We start from the raw sequence: 23057 nt of genomic DNA on the forward strand, positions 1-23057 counted from the left end.
GCGGCCACTGGTAGTATTAATTCAAAGCGCGAAAGCGTACGGCGATACCGCCACTCGGTGCCAACCGTACTTTCAGGCTATCTCCCCGATCCACGGTTTTCTTCTCGATCACCATCGCGTAGGGATTGGTTTTCCAGTCCGCCTCGGCGCCGTCGCGGTAAATCTGCGCTTCATAGCGCTTGCCCTTGGCCAGGAAGTCCAGCGGCAGGTCGAGCGTGCGCGCATTTTCGTCGGTCAGCGCACCGAGATACCAGTCATCAGCGCCGCGCTGCTGGCGGGCAAAGGCGACATAGTCCCCGACTTCGCCGGCGATGGCCCGGCTCTGCTCCCAGTCGGTGGGCACGTCGCGGATAAACTGGAACGCGTCCGGGCGCGCCGCGTAGTTTTTCGGCAGGTCGGCGGCCATCTGGATCGGGCTGTAGAGCACCACGTAGAGTGCCAGCTGTTTGGCCAGCGTGGTCTGTGGGCGGTTCTCGCCGTCGAGGCCATTGAAACCCAGATCGAAGATACCCGGAGTGAAATCCATCGGGCCGGACAGCATGCGCGTGAACGGCAGCATCGCGGTATGTTCCGGCGGATTGGGCGGCGAGCCCCAGGCGTTGTACTCCTGGCCGCGGGCACCCTCGCGAGACAGCCAGTTGGGATAGGTGCGGCGCAGGCCGGTGTCCTTGATCGGCTCGTGGGTGTCGATGCTGATATGGCGCTTGGCCGCCTCGGTGACACTGCGCAGGTACTCGCCCACCATAAACTGGCCGTCGTGCCACTCGTGGCGGGCGATGCCGTTCTCGTCGATACGCTTAATGGTACCGCCGTCGGCCACGTAGCCGGTCTTGACCTGGGTCACGCCCATTTTCTGGTACAGATCGTAGGCCGCATCCATCTGCCGGTCATAGTTGGTGACGCTGCCGGCGGTCTCGTGGTGGCCGATCAGGCGCACGCCCTTTTTGCGGCCATAGTCGGTCACGGCCTGCAGGTCGAAATCCGGGTAGGCCTGGGTGAAGCTGAAAACGTCGCCGTTGTGGAACCAGTCGCCGTCCCAGCCTTTATTCCAGCCTTCCACCAGCACACCGTCGAAACCGTTATTCGCGGCGAAATCCATATAGCGCTCGGTCTCGGCGGTGGTAGCACCGTGCTTGGGACCGGAACCCCAGGTCTTCTCGCCCAGGTGCATGGCCCACCAGATACCTACATATTTACCCGGCTTGACCCAGGACACATCACCGAGCTTGTTGGGCTCGTTCAGGTTCAGGATCAGGTCCGAGTTCAGCAGGCCCACCGCGTCGGCGGAAATCTGCAGCGTGCGCCACGGTGTCTTGAACGGTGCGGCGGTCTTGACCAGGGTGCCGTCGGACCAGGGCACCAGCGCCGCCTTGAATACGCCCGGGCGGCGCTGGTCGAGCGTCATGGAGGCGTAGTCCACCAGTGCCGCTTCGTGGATGCTGACGTGGGTGCCGGTGGGCAGCTCGAAGGTGAACGGCGTCTGCGCGCGATCGACCGTGTGCAGCGGCGTGGTGCGGTAGGGATATTCGTAGCGGTTCCAGCCGCGCGCGGGGATCCACCAGGCGGTGGACTCGCCGCTGTCGGCAATGCGGAACTCGGTCAGCTCATCGGTGATCTCGGCGCGCTCGCGGCCGGCCTGCTTGGGCACTTCATAGCGAAAGCCGAGGCCATCGTCAAACAGGCGGAAGCGTACGGTAAAGCGCCCGGCGGAGCCATCGGCGCGGGCGAAATCAACACTCAGCTCGCGGTGGTTGTCGCGCACGACGCGGCGCTCGCCCCAGGGCTGTTCCCAGGTGCCATCGGCGCTGTCGCGATGGCTGCCGGCGATGACCAGGCCATCCTCGAACGGCTTGCCGGTCTTGAACACCATGCCCAGCTGCGACGGTGTCACCACCGTATGGCCGCGGAACTGCACGCTGTAGTGCGCCGCGCCGCCGTCGTCGCTGACCTGCAGCTGCAGTTCGCCGTTCGGTGAACTGGCCTTTAGCGTCTCGGCCTGCGCCGACGCGCCGGCGCCGAACACCAGCAGGGCGGCCGCGCTGGTTAAAAGTTGCCTGAAGTCGATTCTCATTATTTTCAACCCCGTTACTTGCTTGAGGAAATCATTCTCCCTGTATACCACGTACACCGCGCCCACGGCCTCCGCCCCACACTACGCCCCCGCGCCCTGCCCCAACCTCTGCAGCCCCGGCCCGATTCGCTACAATGGCCGCCCATTTCGCCAGCGCCGGGAGGCCCCATGACCATCAAAGCCATTCTCTTCGATCACGACGGCACCCTGGTGGATTCCGAGCCGGCCCACTTCAGTATCTGGCAGAAGGTCTTGGCCCCCTATGGGGTGGACCTGAGCGAGGCGATTTATCGAGAGTACTGCGCCGGGCTGCCGGCGCCGGACAACGCGCGCGACCTGATCAGCCGCTACGCCATTGAGGCACAACCGGAGCAGCTGGTACGCGACAAAATTGCGGCAACCCGCCGTTTCCTGGAGAGCGCCGCCTTTCCGCTGATGCCGGGGGCACTTGAGGTGGTGCAACACTGCCACAGCCTGGGCCTGCGCCTGGCAATTGTCACCGGCTCCGGGCGCGCGGTGGTGGAAGCTACTGCGCGCAGTCACGGCTGGCAGCCGTTGTTCGAAACGCTGATATCGGCCGACGATGTCGCGCGCAACAAGCCGCACCCGGATGGCTACCAGCTGGCGCTGCAGCGCCTGGGGCTGGAACCCGGGCACTGCATCGCCATCGAAGACACCGAACACGGCCTGGCAGCCGCCGATGCCGCCGGCGTCCCGTGCCTGGCGGTGCCCAACGAGATGTCGCGAGAGCACGATTTCTCCCGCGCGACCGGCCGCTTCGACAGCCTCGCCGATGCGGCCCACTGGGTGGCGGCGCGCCGCGGCTGACAACGCGGTGGCTCAGAGCGCTGCCGCCAGGCGAGCAGCGCCCGGTCAATTTGCCCAAATGCGGACCGGGTAGCTGGTCGTCGCCGCCCGGATTCCGCATAATTGCCTGCTCTCAATCGCCCCTGTCAAAACATAGAAAAATGGCCTGCTGTAATGTGGTTTAAGAATCTGCGCGTTTACCGCCTCACCAAGGAATTCGCCCTCACTGCCGAAAAATTGAACGAACTGCTGGAGCCCGATACGTTCGTGCCCTGCGGCAGCCAGGATGCGGCCCGTTACGGCTGGGTGCCGCCGCTCGGCCGCCACGGCAGCGAGCTGGTGCACACCGCCAACGGCTACCTGATGGTCTGCGCCAAGAAGCAGGAGAAGGTGATCCCCGCGGCGGTAGTCAACGAGAAGGTCGAGGAAATGGCGCTGGCCCTTTCCGAGAAGGAAGCCCGCCAGGTGGGCCGCAAGGAACGCCAGAACCTGAAGGATGAAGTGCTGCTGGAGATGCGCCCCAAGGCCTTCGCCCGCTCGCGCCTGCAGTACGCCTACATCGCGCCGAAAGACGGCTGGGTGGTGGTGGACGCTTCCTCGGCCTCCGCTGCCGAGGAGCTGCTGGAAAACCTGCGCGAAGCCATAAGTAGCCTGGCGGTGGTGCCGCTGGCGGCCAAGAACCTGCCCCAGCAGACCATGACCCACTGGCTCACCGCGCCGGAAGCGCCGGCGCAATTCGAATTCGGCCACGAGTGCGAACTGCGCGACCCCAAAGACAGCGGCAGCGTGATCCGCTGCAAGAATCAGGACCTGTGCGCCGAGGAGATCCACAACCACCTGGTCGCCGGCCTGCAGGTGCACAAACTGGGGCTGGTGTGGCGCGGCGGCATCGAGTTTGTTGTCGACGACCAGCTGTCGCTGAAGCGCATCAAGTTCGGCGACGAACTGATCGAGAAGGCGGACAGCGCCGATAGCGAAAACTTCGCCCAGCGCTTTGACGCGGACTTTGCCGTCATGACCCTGGAGCTCTCCGCCCTGCTCAGCGACCTGCTGGCCGCATTCGGCGGCGCCAATACCGAGTCTGCCAGTGTCGAGGAAATCGTCGCGCGCGCCTCCCGCGCCGAGGCGGAACAGGTGGCCGGCGAAGTCGACGAAGTGGTGTTCTGATGCCCGGGGCATTGCGGTGAGAATCGACAACCTGATCGAGCACCCGCACGCGGTGGCGGAGCTGGCACGCTGGCATTTCGATGAGTGGTGCCACCTGTACCCGGAACAGGGCCTCGACGACTTCACCGAGGATTTGCAGCGCTCGCTGCAGGGCGGGCCGCTGCCGGCCACCTGGGTACTGGTCGACAACGGCCGGATCTGGGGTTCCGCCTCGGTGCTCGAGCGGGATATGGTCACCAACCTGCACCTGCGGCCCTGGCTCGCCAGTGTCTATGTGCACCCGCAACAGCGCGGCCGCGGGGGCGGCCGGGCACTGGTATCCGCGGTCACAGCAGCCTGCCGCGAACGCGGACTGACCGAACTCTACCTGTTCACCCCCGGACAGGAGCAGTTCTACCAGTCGCTGGGCTGGACACTGCTGAAGCGGGAGACCTACCGCGGCGAGGAAGTGGCGATCATGAACCAGCGCCTGCAGGACTGACCCGGCAACTGCTAAGCTCTCAGGGAAGGCGTCGCCGGAATCCACCGAGCGCGCGCCCTGATAGTGACGGGAGCCCGATCCATGCGCCTGGCTGTTCCTCTCCTGCTCTCCCTGCTGCTGGCTGCCTGCGCGAGCGCGCCCCGGCCGGGCAGCGGCCACGCCGAAACCAACTGGAGTCAGTACCGCACCTTCGGTTTCGTCCCCAAACCGACCGGCAGCGCCGGCGCCAACCGGGTACAGGCGGCGCTGCGCGCCCAGGTCAGCAGCCAGCTGCGCCGCCGCGGCCTGACCCCGAGCAGCCACCCGGACCTGCTGGTAAGCCTGTCAGTGAAGACCCAGCGCAAGTCGAGGACACAGGTGTCCGCCACCACCGGTTACGCCGCGGCCCGCTACCCGTTTCTCGAGGCCTATTACGAGCGCCTCGATCCCGCGCAGATCACCACCATCGACAGTTATACCGAGGGTTACCTGACCGTCGATCTGCTCGATGTCCAGCAGCGCAAGCGGGTGTGGCGTGGCAAGGCCCAGGGACGCCTGAGTCGCGAAAACCTGGCCCAGCCGGAAGCCACTGCCGCCAAGGCCGTGGCGCAAGCCTTCCGGCAACTGCCGCTGCGGGCGCGCTGACCCCAGGCGCCGGCGGCAGTTAGCGGGGCGGCGGAATCAGACCTTGACCTGCGGCCGGCCCGGCTCGCTCCATTGCACGTGGAATTTCTGCTGTTCCGGGTAATCGACCCGCGAGAAGGTGTGGGCGCCAAAGAAGTCCCGCTGCCCCTGCAGCAGGTTGGCGGGCAGGGATTCAGTGCGGAAGGCGTCGTAGTAGCTGAGTGCCGATGACAGCGCCGGCACCGGAATACCGTTCAGCGACGCATCGGCCACCGCCTGGCGCCAGTTGCCCTGGTGCTCGGCGATCTGCTCAATAAAGAAATCGTCCAGCAACAGGTTGGAAAGCTTGGTGTCGCGCTCGTAGGCGTCGCTGATCGACTGCAGGAATACCGCACGAATGATGCAGCCGGCGCGCCAGATACGCGCAATCTCGGCAAAGTTCAGTTGCCAGCCCTGCTCGCGCGCGGCCAGCTTCATCAGGTCAAAGCCCTGCGCGTAGACACAGATCTTGGCGCAGTAGAGGGCGTCGTGCAGGCGCGCGATCGCCTCGTCGCGGCTGGCTGCATCCACCGGCGCAACCGCCGGGCCGCTGAGTTTTTTCGCCGCGCGGCCGCGCAGCACCTTGCGGGTGGACAGCGCGCGGGCGTAGACCGCTTCGGCGATACTCGGCGCCGGGCAACCCACCTCGAGACTGCTGACCGCGGTCCACAGGCCGGTGCCCTTCTGCCCGGCGCGATCGAGGATCACATCCACCAGCGGCTTGCCGGTCTCCGCATCCTCGGTGGCCAGCACCTCGGCACTGATATTGATCAGGTAACTGTTCAGCGGGCCCTTGTTCCACTCGCGGAACACACCGGCAATCTCCGCCGGCGACATTTCCAGCGCACTGCGCATCACATGGTAGGCCTCGCAGATCATCTGCATATCGGCGTACTCGATACCGTTGTGCACCATTTTCACGAAGTGGCCGGAACCGATGGGGCCGATATAAGCCGCGCAGGGTTCGCCCTCCTTGACCGGGTTACCCGGCTCGAAGCGCTCGATCGGCTGGCCACTGGCCGGATCGACCTTGGCGGCGATCGCGTGCCAGACCGGCTCGATGCGGTTCCACGCATAGGGGTCGCCGCTCGGCATCAGCGACGGCCCGAAGCGCGCGCCCACTTCGCCACCGGAAACGGCAGTGGTAAAGAAGATCAGCTTGCCTTCGTAACGCTTGGCACGCGCCACCGAGTCGGTCCACAGGCTGTTGCCGGTATCGACGACGATGTCATCGGCCTTGAGGCCGGCATCGAGCAGTTTGTTGCAGACATCATCCACCGGCGCCCCGGCGGGCACGGAGAGAATAATCAGGTGCGGCGCCTTCACCTTGGCCAGCAACTCGGTGTAGGAGTTGCAGACCTCTACCCGCGGCGGCTGGTCGCCGCGTTCCTTTTTGTCCTGTTCCAGCAGCGCATTGAGGCGCCCCTGATCCAGGTCGAACGCGCAGACCCGGTAGCCATTGTCCGCCAGGTTCAGGATCAGGTTCTTGCCCATGACCCCGGCGCCGATAAAGCCTATGTCACAGAGTGAATCGCGCGGTGAATCTGGCATGGAGCTCTCCGAAAAATGCTGACTGCTAGTGTTGGGGGCGCGGAGTATAGCAATAGCGGCGCGGCGCCGGGAGGCAGGACGCTTACCCCGAAGGCAGGCCCGTTTCGGCATAAACATTCCAACCGCCAAAACCAGTGCAGGATATTACAATCTGCGAAAAAAACCGGATTTAATGTCAGCAGAAATCTCTTGTCCGGCCATTTACTCCACCCTGTCACCTGGGGGAAAACTCCGCTAAGCTGGCGTAAGAAAGAACCAACGGTCGCATTCGGTGCCCCCGGGTGCGATAGAGAACAATAACCATGTATAGAAGAAAACGGCCGCAATTCGCCACTATACCGGCGGCGTCACTGCTACTGCCGGCCTTCGCCGGGACGATCGGCAGCTGATTGGGAGACGGTAATGCACAGCGAGATAGAGCTGGTTCTTTTCGACCTCGGCGGCGTTCTGGTGGACCTTCGCCCGACCCCGTTCCCCGAGGAGTGGCTCCCCGATGGCCAGACATTCGACGATCTCGACTGGTTCAAGTCAGATACAGCGCAGCAATTCGAATGCGGCACCCTGACACCACAGCAGTTTGCCGTGGCGCTGCAACGGGAACTGGGCGTGAAGATTGATACCCGGGCGCTGCTGGCAGAGTTTACCCGCTGGCCAATCGGCCTTCGTAGCGGCGCACACGAGCTGCTTATCTCGCTGCGGCAGCACTGCAATCTCGCCGCACTGACCAATACCAACGCGCTGCACTGGCCGCGGCTGGTCGACGAATTCCGCCTGCCGCCGTATTTCGATGCGATGTTTGCCTCGCACCAGATGCAACTGGCCAAGCCGGATCCGCGCGCCTTTCGCCAGGTCAGTGACACCCTGGGCACAGCACCGGAACGGATTCTCTTCTTTGACGACAACGCGGCCAATATTGCCGCCGCTGCGGCACTGGGCTTGAACGGCCGCCGGGTTACGACCATCGCGCAGATTGCGAATGGATTGCGCGAATACGGTGTGCCGGTAGGCGCCTGAACTGCGCGCACACCGGACACCTACACGCAAAACAGGACGCAGAGTAACCGTGCTTATTCGCGTGCGCATCACCCGGCATCGGCAACAGCAGCGTCAGGCGCCCGCCTTCGCCAGCGCGCATCGATAACCCTACCATTGCCGGGGAAACCTCCGGATTTATCCCAACCCCGACGTTTTCCGCACGTGCGCCAAACGGAGGCTGCAATGGTCACAATCCCCGACGAACCCCACCGCGGCGCCATCGCAGACCTGCGCGCACTGCAACAGCCGGGCCTCGAAACCTTCCGCCGCTACCTGCACGGCGAATTGCCCGGCCCGCCGATCTGGCGCCTGACCGGCATGCGCCCGACCGAAGTCGGGTTGGGCAAGGCCACCTTCTCGATGCCGGTCACCCCGTGGCTGGCGGACGGCACCGGCATCTACTGGGGCGGTATCTACGCACTGTTCGCCGATTCGCCGCTGGCTTCCGCCATCTGGACCACCCTGCCCGCCGGCAAGATCCTTTCCACCTCGGAGCTGAACATGTGTTTCGTGCGGCCGCTGACCGCCACCACACGCAATATGGTCGGTCACGCGGAAACGGTGCACTCCGGCAGCCGGGTGGGGCTATCCACCATCCGGATTACCGACCAGGACGGGCGCATGCTGGCCTTCGGCAGCACTCGCTGCCTGATCGCCGACCTGCCGGTGGATCCCACTGAGGTACTGCCGGAACCGGATCTGGGGCCCCGCGAGCCGCCGGATCCCTATTTGCGCGACGCCCCGGGTGCCAACTTCTGCGACCTGAAAAAGTTCGGGGAAATGACCCCGATTGAATTACAGCGGACGACCATTACCGGCGGTCGCACGCACCCGGTGTGGCAACTAACCGGCTACCGGCCGCTGGATATCGAGAACGGATACTGCATGTCGGTAATTCCGTCTTCGCCCTGGTTCTCCAACGGCAGTTACGCAATATATGGCGGCCTGCTGGCCTGGGCGGCCGAGTTCACCATGGGCGCCGCGGTCTATTCGACACTGCCGGCCGGCGATATTTTTGCCACCCTGGATATGCATATTCGCTTTACCCGCCCCGCCCCGATCGACAGTGGCGATCTGGTCCTCAAAGGGGCCGTGCAACACCGCGGTCGGCAGCTGCGGGTCGCCTCCTGCAACATCGACAGCGCGGAGGGCAAACGCATCGCCATGGCGACCGGATCGGCGCTGGTGATCAGCGGCGGCGCGCGGGCCCTGAGTGCGGGGGAAAAACCCGAGGACATTCTGGCCAACGCCACCGCGGGCAAAGCACCCGCCCGCTAGCCCGCAGCGGGCTAGCCCGGCCCGCCCCTGGCGGCCATTCTGTGCCTGCTATGCTCATGGATGGAGCGCCCGCTGCCCGGCGCGATGACAGGGTTCTGCAGCAGGGAGTGTGCATTGTCTGCGATCGGAAACTTTCTTCTACTCTCGCTGTTCATCGCCTGCGCGCCGCTCGCTGCGGCGCAGTCGCCACTCCCGGCTTCCGGCGACGAACCGAAGCAGCAGAAGCCCGAAGCGACAGCACCATTCGCGGACCTCAAGGGCGAGCGCGAACGGGTTGAGGCCCATATTGAAGAAGCCACCACACAGCTGAACGCGGTGAAAGCGGCGCTCGATACCGCCGATGGGCAGCGCGCCGACGAAGAAAAAAACATGTTGCAGCAGCAACTGGAACTGCTGCAAACACGACTCCAGACCGGTCGCCGCCACCTCAAACTGCTCGACGATGAACAGGCCCTGCGCGATGCGCGCGAGCGGCTGCAGCAGCAATCCGCCAACTGGAGCGGTTTCGAGCAGGCGCCGCCCTACCCGAACACGCTGCTGGCGACCCTGCAGAGAAAGCTGAATTCCGAACAGGCCGCGATCAAAACGGTGCAGACCCGGTTGGCGTCACTGGAGGAAAACAAAAGCCTGACGCTCGAGGGTTTCGACAAAGCCGCAAAAGCCACACGGCAAACCCTCGAGGCACTGGAATCAGCGCCGTCACCCGAGGACCGCCAGCAAGCGCGGCGCGAGAATACGCTGGCCGGGATTGCGCTGGCGATGGCCGGGGAAAATATCGCTTACCTGCGCGCGCGCGCACAGAACCTGAAGGAGCGGCAAGCACTGCACCAGTTGCGAGCCAATTTTCTGCAACAGCAGCTGACGGAAGCCCTCGCCGATACGCAGATCAGCGCAAGCGAAGCGCGCGAGATGCAGGAAAAACTCCGGCGCGCACAGCGTGCGGCGCAAAAGGCGCTGGATACCGCCGGCGCCACCGAAACGGATCTCAGCGAGCAGTACGCCACGCTGTTCGCCCGCGTGGATCGCCAGCGGCAGCAGGGCAAAGAAGACACGCTGCTGAACCGCGCGCTGCAACTGCGCCAACAACAGCTGGAAACCTCCCGCGCCACCATCGACGACATCAACCTGCAACTCGGTTACCTGCAGGTCCGGCAGAGAGTCTGGGAGCAGCGCCTGGCACTGCAGCAGAACTGGGACTTTACCGAGGCGAAATCGCGCCTGAAGCAGGTAGATACACTGCTGAAACTGGTGCAGGACGGTATCGCCAGCCTGGAACTGGCACGCGCCGAGACGGTGAACTTCACCGTTGAGCCACGCTTCGATGAGCCCGAGCTGGCCGCCGCGCGCCACGACCTGATAGAGACAGTTGACGCCCGCAAAGCGCAGCTGGAGACCACCCTGCGCGACGGCCGCCGCCTGGCCGACACCTTGCGCCTGATGCGCATGGTGATAGAGACGCGCATTGGCGATATGGGCGCGGGGGAGTGGGCACGCGGCTGGAAAGAGATGGTCGTTGCCCAGACCCGACGTCTGTGGTCCTACGAGCTGATGTCCGTCGAGGACACGCTGGTGGTGGACGGCGAACGGATTGTCGAGCAACGCCCGATTACGCTGGGCAAAGTGCTGCTGGCGATTGCGATTCTGGTCATCGGCCTGATTGTCGCCTCGCGGCTGGCGAGGATCATCAGCCGCATCGTCCTGCCGTTTTCCGGCGGCAAGTGGCAGAGCCAGCTGCTGGTGCAGAAGCTGCTGCGCATAGGCCTGATTGCCCTGGTGGTGGTGCTGTCGCTGGTGACGGTCAAGATTCCTTTGACGGTATTCGCATTTCTCGGCGGTGCCATCGCGCTGGGGCTGGGTTTCGGCGCACAGAACCTGATCAACAATTTCATCAGCGGCTTTATCCTGCTCAGCGAGCGCCCCATCCGCGCCGGCGACCGGATCGAGATCGAAGGCACCCGCGGTATCGTCGACAGTATCGGCGACCGCTGTACCCGGATACGGCGCTTCGACGGCGTCGAGATACTGATCCCGAACAGCCAGTTCCTCGAGCGCAGCGTGACCAATATCACGCTGTCTGACCAGCGTATGCGCACCAGTATCCGCGTCGGGGTTACCTACGGTTCCGCAACTCGCGAGGTGCACGCGCTGTTACTGGAGATTGCCGCGGGGCATGCGCTGGTTCTGGATAATCCCGAACCCACTGTCGTGTTCGAAGACTTCGGTGATAACGCGCTGATCTTCTCCCTGTTCCTGTGGATCGACCTGGTGGCCCAGGGCGATTACCGCTCGGTGCTGACCGATCTCCGCCACAGCATCAGCGAACGCTTTGCCGAGCGGGGAATCGCAATGGCCTTCCCCCAGCGCGACCTGCATTTCGACAGCACAAGCCCCCTCGCGGTGCGGCTGCTCGGCCAACCGGAGGACTAAGGCCTGTTTACACTGAATTCGACGGCCCCGTCCCTGCGGGTTGTGCCCCAAAACGGCCCACGCGGCCCTCTAATTTAGTGTGAACAGGGCCTCCCGGATCAGTTAGAATGCGCCGGCGGGGCTGTCGAATTACCGGCCGGCCGGTCACAGCCCCATCGAAGACAAGCTTTGCCGGCACAGCAACAGAATTCACAGGTATTGCCCCATGGCCTCACTCCAGGACCAACTGCTCAAAGCCGGCCTCGTCGACGGCAAGAAAGCCAAGCAGATCAGCAAGGACAAGCGCAAACAGCAGAAAGTTGCCAAGAAGTCCGCGCAGCCGCAGGTCGATGAGACCAAGGCCGCCGCCGAGCGCGCCCGCGCGGAGAAAGTCGCCCGCGACCGCGTCCTCAACGCCGAACGCGAAGCTGCGGCCCAACAAAAGGCCATCGCCGCTCAGATCAAGCAGATGGTTGCCAACAACAAGCAACCCAAGGGCAATGGTGATATCGCCTACAACTTTACTTTCGAGCGGAAAATCAAAAGCATTTACGTCACTGAAGCAGTGCGCGACCACCTGGCTGCCGGCCGCTTGATGATCGTCGGCCTGGACGAGCAGTTTGAGCTGGTACCGCGGGTCATTGCCGACAAGATCAGCGAGCGCAATCCCACCGCAGTAGTGCAACCACCGGCCGACAGCGCCGCGCCGGACGAAGACGATCCCTACGCGGACTTCCAGATTCCCGACGACCTGATGTGGTAACTGGCCAGAACACCATGCAACAGGTCATTGAACCAGTACAGCAGTGGCTAGCCGATGTCGTGGTAGGTCTGAACCTCTGTCCATTTGCGCGCAAGCCGCTGCGTGCAGGCCAGGTCCGTTACCGTGTCAGCAAGGCAAATGATGAAAAAGCTCTGATGGCAGAGCTGCTCGAAGAGATGCAGCTACTGGATGTGACAGCCGCCGAAGAGGTGGAGACCACCCTGCTGATCATTCCGGATTACCTGCGAAATTTTTCTGACTACAACCAGTTCCTCGAGCTGGCGGAATGGCTGATCGAACGGCAAGAGTATTCCGGAATTTACCAGCTCGCCACCTTCCACCCAAACTACCAATTTGCCGGCACGGCCCCCGAGGATGCGGAAAACCTGACCAATCGCGCGCCCTACCCGATACTGCACATCCTGCGTGAAGCCAGCGTCGAAATGATACTGGCAAAGTATCCTAACCCGGACAGTATACCGGAAAATAATATCCGCCTGATTAAGAACATCAGTGGAAAAGAAAAGCGTCGGCTCTTCCCGTTTCTGCATTTCTGAGAACACTGCGCAGCTGATGCGATTAAGTACCCCGGTGAAAATTCCCATCTAAGAGCGGCAACTTTATGTCCTCCTCAATATACCCCCGATTCATCACTCAAAGTGTGGTGAAACTTTTCTGCGCAAGCAATTCTCCATCGAGGGAATAGACCTCTATCTTCCAATCGCCTCTTACCTTCTCCCAATCTTCATCCAGAGAAAAGTAATAAACGGGCTCGTTATCTGGTGACACAAAAAACAACCTATTGACATCAGACCGAAGCTTATCATTTTCATCATTCAAGCGAGGCTTGGTCCACTTGATCCGGTACGCAATTTTTCCGCCATCCTCGTCGACACCCCGAAATTTGACCTGCACACCGAAATCCCCCACCTCATCCAGACTTATCTTGTCTTTTGATTCTGAGACATAAAGGGAATTGGAATAATACTTGTCATTACGTACAATTCCAAAGCCATCAATCTTGACAGAAAAATCAAAAGAACCTATTGAATATTTTTCAGATATATACTTTTTGATTTTCTCTATTTCAACATGACTCAACAGATTTGACGCGAGAAGCTCACCAATCACATCCCGCTCTTTTCTGGTGATATTTTTCTCTTCCTCATCCTGACTGAACTTTTCCCTTCCTTCACCCGCGTCTTTTCCCGCACCTTGCAACGAAAACATTTCGAGCCCACGAGCAAACTGCTTCTCTACACCAGAACCCTCACAGTACATTCTGGCCAAGTCCAAATAAGCCAGGTTATTCCCCTGCTGATCGGCGAGAGAATAGAGATCAAAGATCTCATCATTTCTTACTCCCCCAACTAACTGCCCCTTATACAGTTCAGCCAAATGATAAGTGGCAACGTCATAACCTTGACTCGAGGCATCGCGGTAGTAGGAAACGGCAGTAGAAATGCTTTTTTTCACCCCGCCCCTTCCATGCTCATAGAAGTCTCCAAGCATAAACTTGGCCTTTGCGTTACCCAGGTTCGCCGACTCCCGATAATACTTTAACGCCAACTCGGGATTTTCCGCTGTGAACCGCGTGCCATTGTACTCATTGGCTATCAGCAGCTTCTCCTTGGCAAGAATTCCTTTCGAGATTCCCGACGCAGCATCACTTATATTTAGTTTCCTGCGGATAAAATCATCGACCAGTGCATGTTGATGGCGCTCGCCGTACCATGTCCCATGGCCATGACCAACCTCATTGTATGCCTCAAACTCCACATCAGCGCCCTGCTTCTCCAGGATGTATTTCATCCTGTTTGACTGTTCAAAGCCAGCCACTTGATCATTTCTTCCGGCAATAATTAAAACTGGAAACTTGATTTTTCCAGACAACCGGAATGGAGATGTCAATTTTAGGGAATCATCCAGCTTTCCTACTACGCTTTCAACAGCTTTTAAGCTGTATTCGTTCATCTTCCGGTTACTGGTGTTAAATAGTAGGGGAAGATCAAATACACCGAAGGTGGCAACCACACAATCGTAGATATCTGGGTGGGCGATGCCCAGCATCATCGATGAGTATCCGCCATAGCTACCGCCCATTGCACAGGTATTTTTGAATCGATACTTCTTCCTTACCTGAGACACCACGGTACTGATATCCCTTTCTATTATTTTTCCCCATTGTCCGCGCCCGGAATCAGAGAACTTTTTACCAAATCCTGTTGACCCCCTGAAGTTTACCTTCAGGACCGAATACCCTCTGTTGGCAAAATATTGCGTCTCCGCGTCATACATGGATACATCCCTGACCCCTACGGGACCACCGTGCGGAACCACCAGCAACACATGATTATTAAAGCCTTTCGGCACGGTCAATATGGACTCGATCTCCGTACCATCCCCAAGCTGGGTCGATAGCTCTCGGGAGGTATTTAAGTCTTTTTCAGAAAGTTCAAAATAACTCTTCGAAAGAAAATTGGCACTCAGTTTTTTATCATCAAAAACGTAATAGCTACCGGGATCATCTGAAGAGTACACTCTAATTATTTTCTTGTTTGATTTCGAAGCAGTGGAAACGATGGATATTTGCTTCCCTGGAAAAGCCTTCTCAAGCAACTTGAATTCTTTCTTTTTACGGTCCGCAAAAAAATGCTTGCTCATCCGCCCATGATCAAAATAGGAAACAGAAACCAGACTTCCGTCTCGATCAAATGAGGCATTCGTCAGGTCATAGCGATCATCGCTATAGATAACCCGGTCAATCTTTTGTGTATTTATATTGAATGTAGCGAGGGAAACCAGGTCTGTCGTCTTATTGGTTAACACTGTGAGTTCCGAGTCGCCACGAAAAGACACCGGGAGAAATTGCTCATCAGTATCCTCAAACTCGTACAGTTTTCTCCATTCCTTTGCGTCTTTCCTGAGCTGCCAAATTCCAATTTTTTTATTATCTAATGCAACCGAAAGCAAAGACTGACTTGCAGAATCCCACCCATAAAAAAACGTGTTTTCCATCGGCTTCCTGAAATTTTTAGCGCCGCTTATATCACCAGAGCTCAATTCGGATACGGAAACTTTATAAACTTTCTGATCGCCGTGACTGGACCCACTTTTTGCGAATAATACCTGGTCATCCTCATCAGGAAGAAAGCCCACCACATACCCTTTGGCATCACTGTAATATGTCTTTATTTTTGGGGTATCACCAAAAAAGCTGAAGCTGATAAACGCATGTAATGATATATTTGATGACAACTCCATGTAATCTACATAAATAGTATCACTATCAACCCAGTTGAACTCCAGAACCCTATATTTATCCGGAAACGTCACCAGCCGGTAATTGCGGCCGGCAACATAATCAGTTAATGCTATAAAATTCTTATCAGCATCAATATAGGATGCCACATACTTGGCATCAGGGCTCAGCTTCAGATCAAGAATATTCGGATCGCTAAACAATTTATCCGGATCGAGTGTTTTTGCATGATTTATTGAGGGCAATATAAAAAGAACCAGCCAAAAATAACGTACTTTCATTTTGTGTTATCTCCGACTGATTTAACGATTTCAAAAAAATCATCCTCGCCCGGACCACAGTACTTAACTGAACGAATGCCACTCAACTCGGGGAAATTACCCTCCAGAAATTCCATAGCTTCCGATGACCGATTGGATAGTTCAACTCTTGCATCGAGAGACCAGCGATTTTTCACCACATCTAAAGTCCCGACATAGCTAATGACATTGGGCTCCACATCAAAGCCCCATATACCGCCCGTCAATCTGTAACCATAGAAAGAATTGAAATCAACCCTTCGAATCTTATAGTGCCCCGCCGGCACTTTGGTCAGGATATAGTTGGTGCCAGACTTAAGATCATCTGCGGTCAGTATCAGGGCTTTCTCACCTCGAATATGGATCTTTTCGAGCTGCTGATTCGTATCGACTGCAATCAACAAGTAGCCTTCGTCTTTAGCCAGCCCGATATCCTTATCCCGCTTAATGGCATCAACTCTAGTGACACATGCTGAAAGCATGAGTGAGAAAAGGATTAAGAATAAAAAGTTTTCTCGGTACAGAATATTATTATGTTTTTTATCCATGTTTTTATGTTCCGGCCACAGGAATTATGTTCAACATCAATGTCTTTGGAACTACAGGATTTATCTTATATGGAATACTTGTCAAATAGCACTGTCTTTTGTCCCAATGAAATCAACTTGCCTAATGTGAACAAACTGACTTTCCGCCCTGCCTGCGATCAACTTCCAGTCAGTTAGCATAGAGATTCCGCACTATGAGCTCGACAGTCCACATGGAGAGTAAAGCACTCCCCATCTTCTAGTGGACAATTTGGGGGCGACCGAACAGATGTGGGGCGGACCGGGCAGATGAGATTTACGCGGAACCAATCACTGATATTGGCAATGGAAGCGAATTATCTCGCGTCAACTGAGGCAATAGGGCTCGCCTATGTAATACCGGGTATAGATCGACAACATGCCGCCATATGCCCCCCGGAAAAGTTCACCGTATCCGGGTTGTCAGTCGAATTGATGCACTGCGTAACCACTGACAGCCGGAACTCCGAAAATCGTCATACCGCCATAGCCTGCAGATATCCGCATCCGGCCTCCCGGCCATTCTGGTAGCCAAGCTCCAGTAATGCCGGCTCCCGGGTGAAGCGCCCCACCGGAAAATCCTCTGGGGGCGCAATCACCCGCACGTGGCAGTCCGCTGGCGGTACCTGAATAAAATCCAGTGCGCGGTTGTAGCGCTCGGAGCGCTCGAGTACCGCCTCGAACAAGCGTGCATGATCGTGAAAAAACGCTTTTATCTTCCGTGGCGCACGACCCACCCGCTTGCGATAGCCCAGCGGCCGCGACAGCACCACGGTGATATCGCGTGCGCCCCACTCATAGGCCCGTAATACCGGAATGGAATCCGCCAGCCCGCCATCGGTCATCGGCTCGCCGTCTACACGGGGAAAGTCGCGGTAGAACAGCGGGATGGCACAGGAGGCGGGGAATACCTGGTGCATATTTTCCGCTGTGACTTTCACATAGTGCGCTTCCCCCGTGAGAACACTGGTGGTTACCGCATACAGTGGCACTCCGTTAGCGAGATATCGCGGCACGTTGAGCGGTACTTCATCGAAAGAGGCGTGCCAGAGCCAGCCTACATCGCAGAAGTGACCACCCCGGAGGCAGCGCCGCCAGTTGATGAATTCATCCCGGCGCGCGTGATCCAGCAGTATCTGCCGGCTGCGGCCGCGATCGCCGGCCAGGTATCCGATCAGGTTGGTAGAGCCCGCCGAGACGCCGATGGCAAAATCAAACGGCAGGTATTCCGCGTCGATAAACGCATCCAGAACGCCCGCGGCGAAGATGCCGCGCATGGCGCCGCCTTCGATCACCAGGGCACTGCCACCGCTGGTATCGACATCGCTACTACGCATCTCAGCCCTCCGGAACCGATAAAACACTTTCAGTCATGTTTTCCGATTCTACTGCGCCTCGCGAACTAACGGCCACTCGCTGTCATTGACATTTTCGTCCAGCCACGCGCTTTGCCCCGAACCGGCGCAGGCGGGTATCATGCCGCGCACACCATGGACACAAGGCCGTTCGCCAACCGTATGCCCACCCAAGCAACCGCGATCCAATTCCGCGCCCCGTGGAGCCGCCAATTGCGCTGGCTCACCGCCCTGACCGCTATCCTGCTGCTGGGGTTGCCGCTGATCCTGCAGCAGCGGGCACCGGCAGGCCACCACCCCCTGTTTGCGGTCGCCCTGTGGCTGCCGCCGGCGATCCTTGCGCTGAGCGCGCTGTTCGCGATCCGCGGCTACGCCATCGACGGCCACACACTGTGGATCCTGCGCCCGGGCTGGAAAACCCGCATCGACCTGCGAGCCCTGCAGAGCGCCGAAGTCTCGGCTGATGCGATGAAAGGCTCCCTGCGCGTGTTCGGCAATGGCGGCCTGTTCGGTTTTATCGGCCTGTTTCGCAACACTGCGCTCGGCCGCTATCGTGCCTTCGCCACCAACGCCGCCAACTGTGTGGTGCTGCGCTTCGCGGAGCGCACCCTGGTCGTCACGCCGGATCGGCCGCAGCAGTTTGTTGCCGCGCTGGAATTGACGGTGTCGCGCTGACGCCGCGACCGGGAAGTCGAATGGCGTGTGCTTTACTGTGAGGAAGGCACAACGTGGAATTCGACGATGAAAGTTATTACCTGCCCGCTGATCGCGCTGATCCTGCTGCTGCCCGGCGTTGCGGCCCTGGCCGATGAGTCACGCAATGAGAATATCCAGTTTGATCCCGGAACCACTGGCGCCTCGATAAAAGGCAGTATCCGAGGCTACGAATCCATCAACTACAAACTGCGCGCCCGCTCGGGCCAGAAAATGCATGTGGCGCTGAAGACCGATAACGGCGCCAACTATTTCAATGTCTATGCGCCGGGTAAGGGCCCCGGCGATCAGGCGATATTTATCGGCTCGATCGAGGGCAACCAATACACCACCACCCTGCCCGCCGATGGTGTTTACACCATTCAGGTGTTCATGATGCGCAGTGCCGCACGGCGCAAGGAAACCGCCACCTTCACCCTGCATGTGGAAATCGAACCGCACAGCGCCGGCACCCGCTCTCGCCATCACCAGCGCCTGGCCGTCAAATCCGGGCACCACCGCGGGCTATCCGGGGGCTGAGCCTTGCGCGGCCGCAACGGTACTTGGCTGGCGCTGGTCGCCGCCGCATTATTCTGTTTGGCACTGTGCCCATCGACGTGGAGCAGGGCCGCCAGTGAAACGGAAGACCCACCAAGTGCCCGGCAACCACAGGCGGCAACGGCGCAGGACACCATTTCCCTGCCGCCGGCGATCACCGACCCCGAGATCGATACCGACGTATTGCAACTGCGGCTGATCCCCCTTACCCGTGACGAACTCGCCGCTACTGCCGCCGCCTGGCAGACGCTGTACAAGGAAAAAACGCAGCAGGTCGTCGATCAACAGCTGATCATCCTGCACGCGCAAGAGCGCGGGGATACCGGGCAGGCCGACCGCGCGCGGCAGGCACAACTGGCCCTAAGTGCAGAGCGTGAAGAAATCGGCCAGCACTTCGGCAGCGTGCTCGACGCCTGGGAAAAAAAAGGCGGGGCAGCGGAGAAAATCCAGGGTTACCGGGCCTATCGGGCCGCTGTCGTGGTAGAACAGACGCGCAGTGCGGATCTCAGGACCCTGTGGGATCATCTGCAAGCGTGGCTGTTCTCGGCCGATGGCGGCCTCAAGCTGCTGATCAAACTGGCGGTATTCATCGGCGGCCTGCTGGTGGTGCTGGCACTGGCGCGGCTCATCGCCGCCTGGGCACAGCGCGCGGCCCACCGCTCACCGCGCATCTCGCGCCTGCTCGAACACTTTCTCGGTGTCGCGATTTTCTGGCTACTGGTAGCGCTGGGCCTGCTGCTGTTGCTGTCGTTGATCGGTATCAACGTAACGCCGCTATTTGCGGTTATTGGCGGCGCGTCGTTCGTAGCGGCCTTTGCGCTGCAGAACACGCTCGGCAATCTCGCCGCGGGCCTGATGATCATGTTGAACCGGCCGTTTGACGAGGGCGATTTCGTCGATATCGGCGGCGTCGCCGGTACGGTAAAAGCAGTGAGCATGATGTCCACCACGGTAATCACGCCAGACAACCAGGTCATCATCGTGCCCAACTCCAATGTATGGGGCAACGTGATCACCAATACCACCACCGCCACCCGCCGGGTCGATATGACCTTCGGCATCGGCTACCGCGACGATATCGAGACCGCACAGAAAGTTCTGGAAGACACCGTGCGCGCCCATCCATTGGTGCTGCACAGCCCGGAGCCACTGATCCGCGTGGCGGAACTGGCCGCCAGCTCGGTCAACTTCATCGTGCGCCCCTGGGTCATGGGTACCGATTACTGGACGGTTTACTGGGACCTGACACGCCAGATCAAGGAAGCCCTCGACGCACACGATATCTCCATTCCCTTTCCACAGCGGGAGGTGCATCTGCACCGTCAGTCATCATCGCCCCCCCGAAAATAGACCGCCCTCCTGTATGATGATATCTCCTCAACCTTGAGGGGCCGCACAATTACCGCGCGGCAACGTTTGATCCGAACGGCCACCTGATGCGTAAGCAGTAGGAATACGATAAAAGGGGGCCTTCGTATGAAAGAACTCATCTCTCTCGTCTACGCCAGCCGCGCAAAGTTCTCGCCAGTGCCGACCGAAAACGGCGTTGAGCCCAGTGTCGCGCGCATCCTCATGCAGAGCCGTCAGAACAATACCAAGAAAGATATTGGTGGCGTCTTGTATTTCGGCGATGTGCACTTCTTTCAGGTACTGGAAGGCGAACGCAGCACTGTCAATGAAACCTTTCGCCGCATTCAGAGCGACCCGCGTCACACACAGGTAACCGTTCTGTCGCTGAGCAGTATCCGCCAGCGCCAGTTCGCGCGCTGGTCGATGAAATATATTCCGGCGGAACAGGACGTACGCCGTTTTATCCAGGCGCAGGGCTATACCCGTTTTGCGCCATTGGAGTTCTCCGGAGAGACGGTCAATGGCCTCATTCGCCTGTTCAGCCAGCGGGACGAGGGCGATGCGGAAGAAAAGAAACATGCCCGCGGGCTGCGCTGGACCCGGCTGTTTCATCGCCACAAGAATGCGGCAGAAAAAGAGCGCTGAGTGAATCGACCGCTTCAATCGCACCACCGCACCCGCCAGTGATCGGTGCCCGGCAAGGACATCGCAGTAGTCGGCACAGCCAGACTACCGGTTATTGGTGGCAGGGCCGCTACCTATACGCCCCCTCTTCCGGCCCGGCCGCGCCGGCGCTATGCTGTGCGCCGGCAATCACCAATCGCAACCATCAGGCGGCAGGCAAGACACGATGCACTGGCAGTGGGCTGAATTTTCCGAACTCTCCGCGCAACAACTCTACGCAATCCTGCGCGAACGCCAGGAAGTCTTCACTGTGGAGCAGGATTGCGCCTACCAGGACGCCGACGACAAGGATCCCTGCGCCTGGCACCTGATCGGCTGGAGCGACGCGGACTCAGAGCAGGTTCTGGCCTATTTACGCGTGGTATTTCCGGGTAAAAAATATGCCGAGCCATCCATCGGCCGCGTACTCACCAGCGCCGCCACTCGCGGGACTGGCATCGGGCGAGAGCTGATGCGGCGCGCGCTGCGGGAAATCGCGCGTGCCTATCCGCACACCGCCGTGCGCATCTCGGCGCAACAGTACCTGGAATCCTTCTACCGGGAATTCGGCTTCGAGCGCGTTTCAGCGCCCTACGACGAAGACGGCATCCCCCATATCGAAATGCTGCTACCCGGCAGCTGAATGCGCACCGGGGTCGCTACGGCTCTACCGTTACTGAAAACACATTGATCACGATCACGCCGGCGACAATCAGCCCCATCCCGAAGATCGCCGGCCAGTCCGGTATCTGCCGGTAAACCACTGCACCGGCGAGCGTCACCAGGACGATACCCAAACCCGACCAGATGGCGTAAGACACGCCCACCGGAATGCTGCGCAGCACCAACGTGAGCATATAGAAAGCGATCCCGTACCCGATCACGACGATCAGGGACGGGCCGAGACGGGTAAATTGCGCCGAGGCCTTGAGCGCGGTGGTGGCGGCGACTTCCGCCACGATGGCAATAGCGAGATACAGGTAAGCCATAGTGCCCCGACTGCGGTTGCTTGAATTTCGAAAGGAAAACGCGCGGCGCTGACCGCGCGCTGCTGCGGTCAGCCGATTTTGCGAATGCCCACGGCGTGGCGCAGTTTATCGATAAACGGCGCCGCATAGCTGCGGGCCTTTTCCGCGCCCTTTTCCAGCTCCTGCTCGATCTGTGCCGGATTGGCCAGCAGCGCCTCATAACGCTCACGGGCCTCGCCGATCTGGCCGTTGACCAGCTCGAACAACTGCTTCTTGGCCTCGCCCCAGGCGATGCCTTCCGCGAACGCCTGGCGCATCTCCGCGGTCTGTTGCTCGGTGGCAAAGGCCTGCCAGATCTGGAACACGGTGGAAGTATCCGGATCTTTCGGCTCACCCGGTTCCAGCAGGTTAGTCTTGATCTTGTTGATATGCTTCTTCAGCTTCTTCTCCGGCAAAAACAGCGGAATGGTATTGCCGTAGCTCTTGCTCATCTTGCGCCCGTCGAGCCCCTGCAGCACCGCCACATGGTCGTCGACCACCGCCTCCGGCAGCGCGAAGTGTTCGCCGTAGTGGTGGTTGAAGCGCCCGGCGATATCCCGCGCCATCTCGATATGCTGCACCTGGTCCTTGCCCACCGGCACCTTGTTGGCGTTAAACATCAGGATGTCCGCCGCCATCAAGATCGGGTAGCTGTACAGCCCCATATTGACGCCGAAATCCGAATCCTCGCCATCGGCACGGTTGGCATCCACCGCCGCCTTGTAGGCGTGGGCGCGGTTCATCAGGCCCTTGGCGGTCATGCAGGTCAGCAGCCAGGTCAGCTCCGGGATCTCGTGGATATCCGACTGGCGATAGAAAACCGCATTGTCGGTGTCCAGGCCCAACGCCAGCCAGGTAGCGGCGATCTCGCGGGTTGACTGGTGCACCAGCTCCGGGTCCTGGCACTTGATCAGCGCGTGGTAGTCCGCCAGGAAGTAGAACGGCTGGTTGTTCTCGTCCTGGCTGGCATTGATCGCCGGACGGATAGCGCCGACGTAGTTGCCGAGGTGGGGAGTGCCGGTGGTGGTGATACCGGTCAGTACGCGCTGCTTAGTCATAAATCCTTGTTATTCCGTGCTGTCTTCTCGGGAATCGGGGGCGAA

Annotated in this window: 21 protein-coding genes; 14 read left to right on the forward strand and 7 right to left on the reverse strand. The window is 59.5% G+C overall.

Annotated features, from left to right (window positions below):
* Positions 1 to 16: 16 nt before the first annotated feature.
* On the reverse strand, positions 17 to 2071 hold the full coding sequence (locus ABDK11_RS12285) for a glycoside hydrolase family 97 protein (protein ID WP_346836798.1): 2055 nt from the start codon (positions 2069 to 2071) through the stop codon (positions 17 to 19).
* A gap of 168 nt (positions 2072 to 2239) precedes the next feature.
* Between ABDK11_RS12285 and ABDK11_RS12290 the strand changes: the two genes are divergently transcribed.
* The 4 genes from ABDK11_RS12290 to ABDK11_RS12305 all read left to right on the forward strand — a co-directional run bounded on the left by ABDK11_RS12290 (position 2240) and on the right by ABDK11_RS12305 (position 5150).
* The gene (locus ABDK11_RS12290) at positions 2240 to 2899 is read left to right on the forward strand and encodes an HAD family phosphatase (protein WP_346836799.1); all 660 of its coding nucleotides are present in this window, start codon (positions 2240 to 2242) and stop codon (positions 2897 to 2899) included.
* 153 nt (positions 2900 to 3052) lie between these two features.
* On the forward strand, positions 3053 to 4045 hold the full coding sequence (gene rdgC, locus ABDK11_RS12295) for a recombination-associated protein RdgC (RefSeq protein WP_346836800.1): 993 nt from the start codon (positions 3053 to 3055) through the stop codon (positions 4043 to 4045).
* Between the two features lie 16 nt (positions 4046 to 4061).
* The gene (locus tag ABDK11_RS12300; protein WP_346836801.1) at positions 4062 to 4526 is read left to right on the forward strand and encodes a GNAT family N-acetyltransferase; all 465 of its coding nucleotides are present in this window, start codon (positions 4062 to 4064) and stop codon (positions 4524 to 4526) included.
* An 81-nt stretch (positions 4527 to 4607) separates the two neighbouring features.
* The gene (locus ABDK11_RS12305) at positions 4608 to 5150 is read left to right on the forward strand and encodes a DUF4136 domain-containing protein (RefSeq protein WP_346836802.1); all 543 of its coding nucleotides are present in this window, start codon (positions 4608 to 4610) and stop codon (positions 5148 to 5150) included.
* 36 nt (positions 5151 to 5186) lie between these two features.
* Here the strand turns inward: ABDK11_RS12305 and gndA are convergent, their stop codons facing one another.
* On the reverse strand, positions 5187 to 6719 hold the full coding sequence (gene gndA, locus ABDK11_RS12310; RefSeq protein WP_346836803.1) for an NADP-dependent phosphogluconate dehydrogenase: 1533 nt from the start codon (positions 6717 to 6719) through the stop codon (positions 5187 to 5189).
* Between the two features lie 402 nt (positions 6720 to 7121).
* On the opposite strand from gndA, the gene ABDK11_RS12315 reads away from it, so the two are divergent.
* The 5 genes from ABDK11_RS12315 (at position 7122) to ABDK11_RS12335 (ending at position 12758) form a co-directional block, all read left to right on the forward strand.
* A complete protein-coding gene (locus ABDK11_RS12315; protein WP_346836804.1) occupies positions 7122 to 7733 on the forward strand; it encodes an HAD-IA family hydrolase in 612 nt (203 codons plus the stop codon).
* Between the two features lie 204 nt (positions 7734 to 7937).
* Entirely contained in the window at positions 7938 to 9032 is a 1095-nt protein-coding gene (locus ABDK11_RS12320; protein WP_346836805.1) for a PaaI family thioesterase, read from the forward strand.
* A gap of 114 nt (positions 9033 to 9146) precedes the next feature.
* Entirely contained in the window at positions 9147 to 11459 is a 2313-nt protein-coding gene (locus ABDK11_RS12325) for a mechanosensitive ion channel domain-containing protein (protein ID WP_346836806.1), read from the forward strand.
* A 205-nt stretch (positions 11460 to 11664) separates the two neighbouring features.
* Positions 11665 to 12201 carry a DUF2058 domain-containing protein gene (locus tag ABDK11_RS12330; RefSeq protein ID WP_346836807.1) on the forward strand — a complete coding sequence of 179 codons (537 nt, stop codon included), beginning with the start codon at positions 11665 to 11667 and terminating at the stop codon, positions 12199 to 12201.
* 14 nt (positions 12202 to 12215) lie between these two features.
* The gene (locus tag ABDK11_RS12335) at positions 12216 to 12758 is read left to right on the forward strand and encodes a DUF1415 domain-containing protein (RefSeq protein WP_346836808.1); all 543 of its coding nucleotides are present in this window, start codon (positions 12216 to 12218) and stop codon (positions 12756 to 12758) included.
* Positions 12759 to 12855: 97 nt separating this feature from the next.
* On the opposite strand, the gene ABDK11_RS12340 is transcribed toward ABDK11_RS12335, so the two are convergent.
* From ABDK11_RS12340 to ABDK11_RS12350, 3 genes are all read right to left on the reverse strand, one after another.
* Positions 12856 to 15744: a DUF3859 domain-containing protein gene (locus ABDK11_RS12340; RefSeq protein ID WP_346836809.1), complete on the reverse strand. Its 2889-nt coding sequence runs from the start codon at positions 15742 to 15744 to the stop codon at positions 12856 to 12858.
* The gene (locus tag ABDK11_RS12345) at positions 15741 to 16310 is read right to left on the reverse strand and encodes a hypothetical protein (protein ID WP_346836810.1); all 570 of its coding nucleotides are present in this window, start codon (positions 16308 to 16310) and stop codon (positions 15741 to 15743) included. Before ABDK11_RS12345 ends, ABDK11_RS12340 begins: the two co-directional genes overlap by 4 nt.
* Before the next feature lie 494 nt (positions 16311 to 16804).
* Positions 16805 to 17665: a patatin family protein gene (locus ABDK11_RS12350; RefSeq protein WP_346836811.1), complete on the reverse strand. Its 861-nt coding sequence runs from the start codon at positions 17663 to 17665 to the stop codon at positions 16805 to 16807.
* 231 nt (positions 17666 to 17896) lie between these two features.
* On the opposite strand from ABDK11_RS12350, the gene ABDK11_RS12355 reads away from it, so the two are divergent.
* From ABDK11_RS12355 to ABDK11_RS12375, 5 genes are all read left to right on the forward strand, one after another.
* Positions 17897 to 18358, forward strand: coding sequence for a PH domain-containing protein (locus tag ABDK11_RS12355; RefSeq protein ID WP_346836812.1), 462 nt, complete (start codon positions 17897 to 17899; stop codon positions 18356 to 18358).
* Between the two features lie 66 nt (positions 18359 to 18424).
* Positions 18425 to 18916: a hypothetical protein gene (locus tag ABDK11_RS12360; RefSeq protein ID WP_346836813.1), complete on the forward strand. Its 492-nt coding sequence runs from the start codon at positions 18425 to 18427 to the stop codon at positions 18914 to 18916.
* Positions 18917 to 18919: 3 nt separating this feature from the next.
* A complete protein-coding gene (locus ABDK11_RS12365) occupies positions 18920 to 20284 on the forward strand; it encodes a mechanosensitive ion channel family protein (protein WP_346836814.1) in 1365 nt (454 codons plus the stop codon).
* Positions 20285 to 20410: 126 nt separating this feature from the next.
* A complete protein-coding gene (locus tag ABDK11_RS12370; RefSeq protein WP_346836815.1) occupies positions 20411 to 20929 on the forward strand; it encodes a BLUF domain-containing protein in 519 nt (172 codons plus the stop codon).
* A 205-nt stretch (positions 20930 to 21134) separates the two neighbouring features.
* Positions 21135 to 21590 (forward strand): GNAT family N-acetyltransferase, encoded by a 456-nt coding sequence (locus ABDK11_RS12375; RefSeq protein WP_346836816.1) that lies wholly within the window; start codon positions 21135 to 21137, stop codon positions 21588 to 21590.
* Between the two features lie 16 nt (positions 21591 to 21606).
* Here the strand turns inward: ABDK11_RS12375 and ABDK11_RS12380 are convergent, their stop codons facing one another.
* Both ABDK11_RS12380 and ABDK11_RS12385 read right to left on the reverse strand, forming a co-directional pair.
* Positions 21607 to 21936, reverse strand: coding sequence for a multidrug efflux SMR transporter (locus ABDK11_RS12380; protein ID WP_346836817.1), 330 nt, complete (start codon positions 21934 to 21936; stop codon positions 21607 to 21609).
* A gap of 68 nt (positions 21937 to 22004) precedes the next feature.
* Positions 22005 to 23012, reverse strand: coding sequence for a tryptophan--tRNA ligase (locus tag ABDK11_RS12385; RefSeq protein WP_346836818.1), 1008 nt, complete (start codon positions 23010 to 23012; stop codon positions 22005 to 22007).
* Positions 23013 to 23057 lie beyond the last annotated feature (45 nt).

The sequence above is a fragment of the Microbulbifer sp. SAOS-129_SWC genome, assembly GCF_039696035.1.
Lineage (GTDB): Bacteria > Pseudomonadota > Gammaproteobacteria > Pseudomonadales > Cellvibrionaceae > Microbulbifer.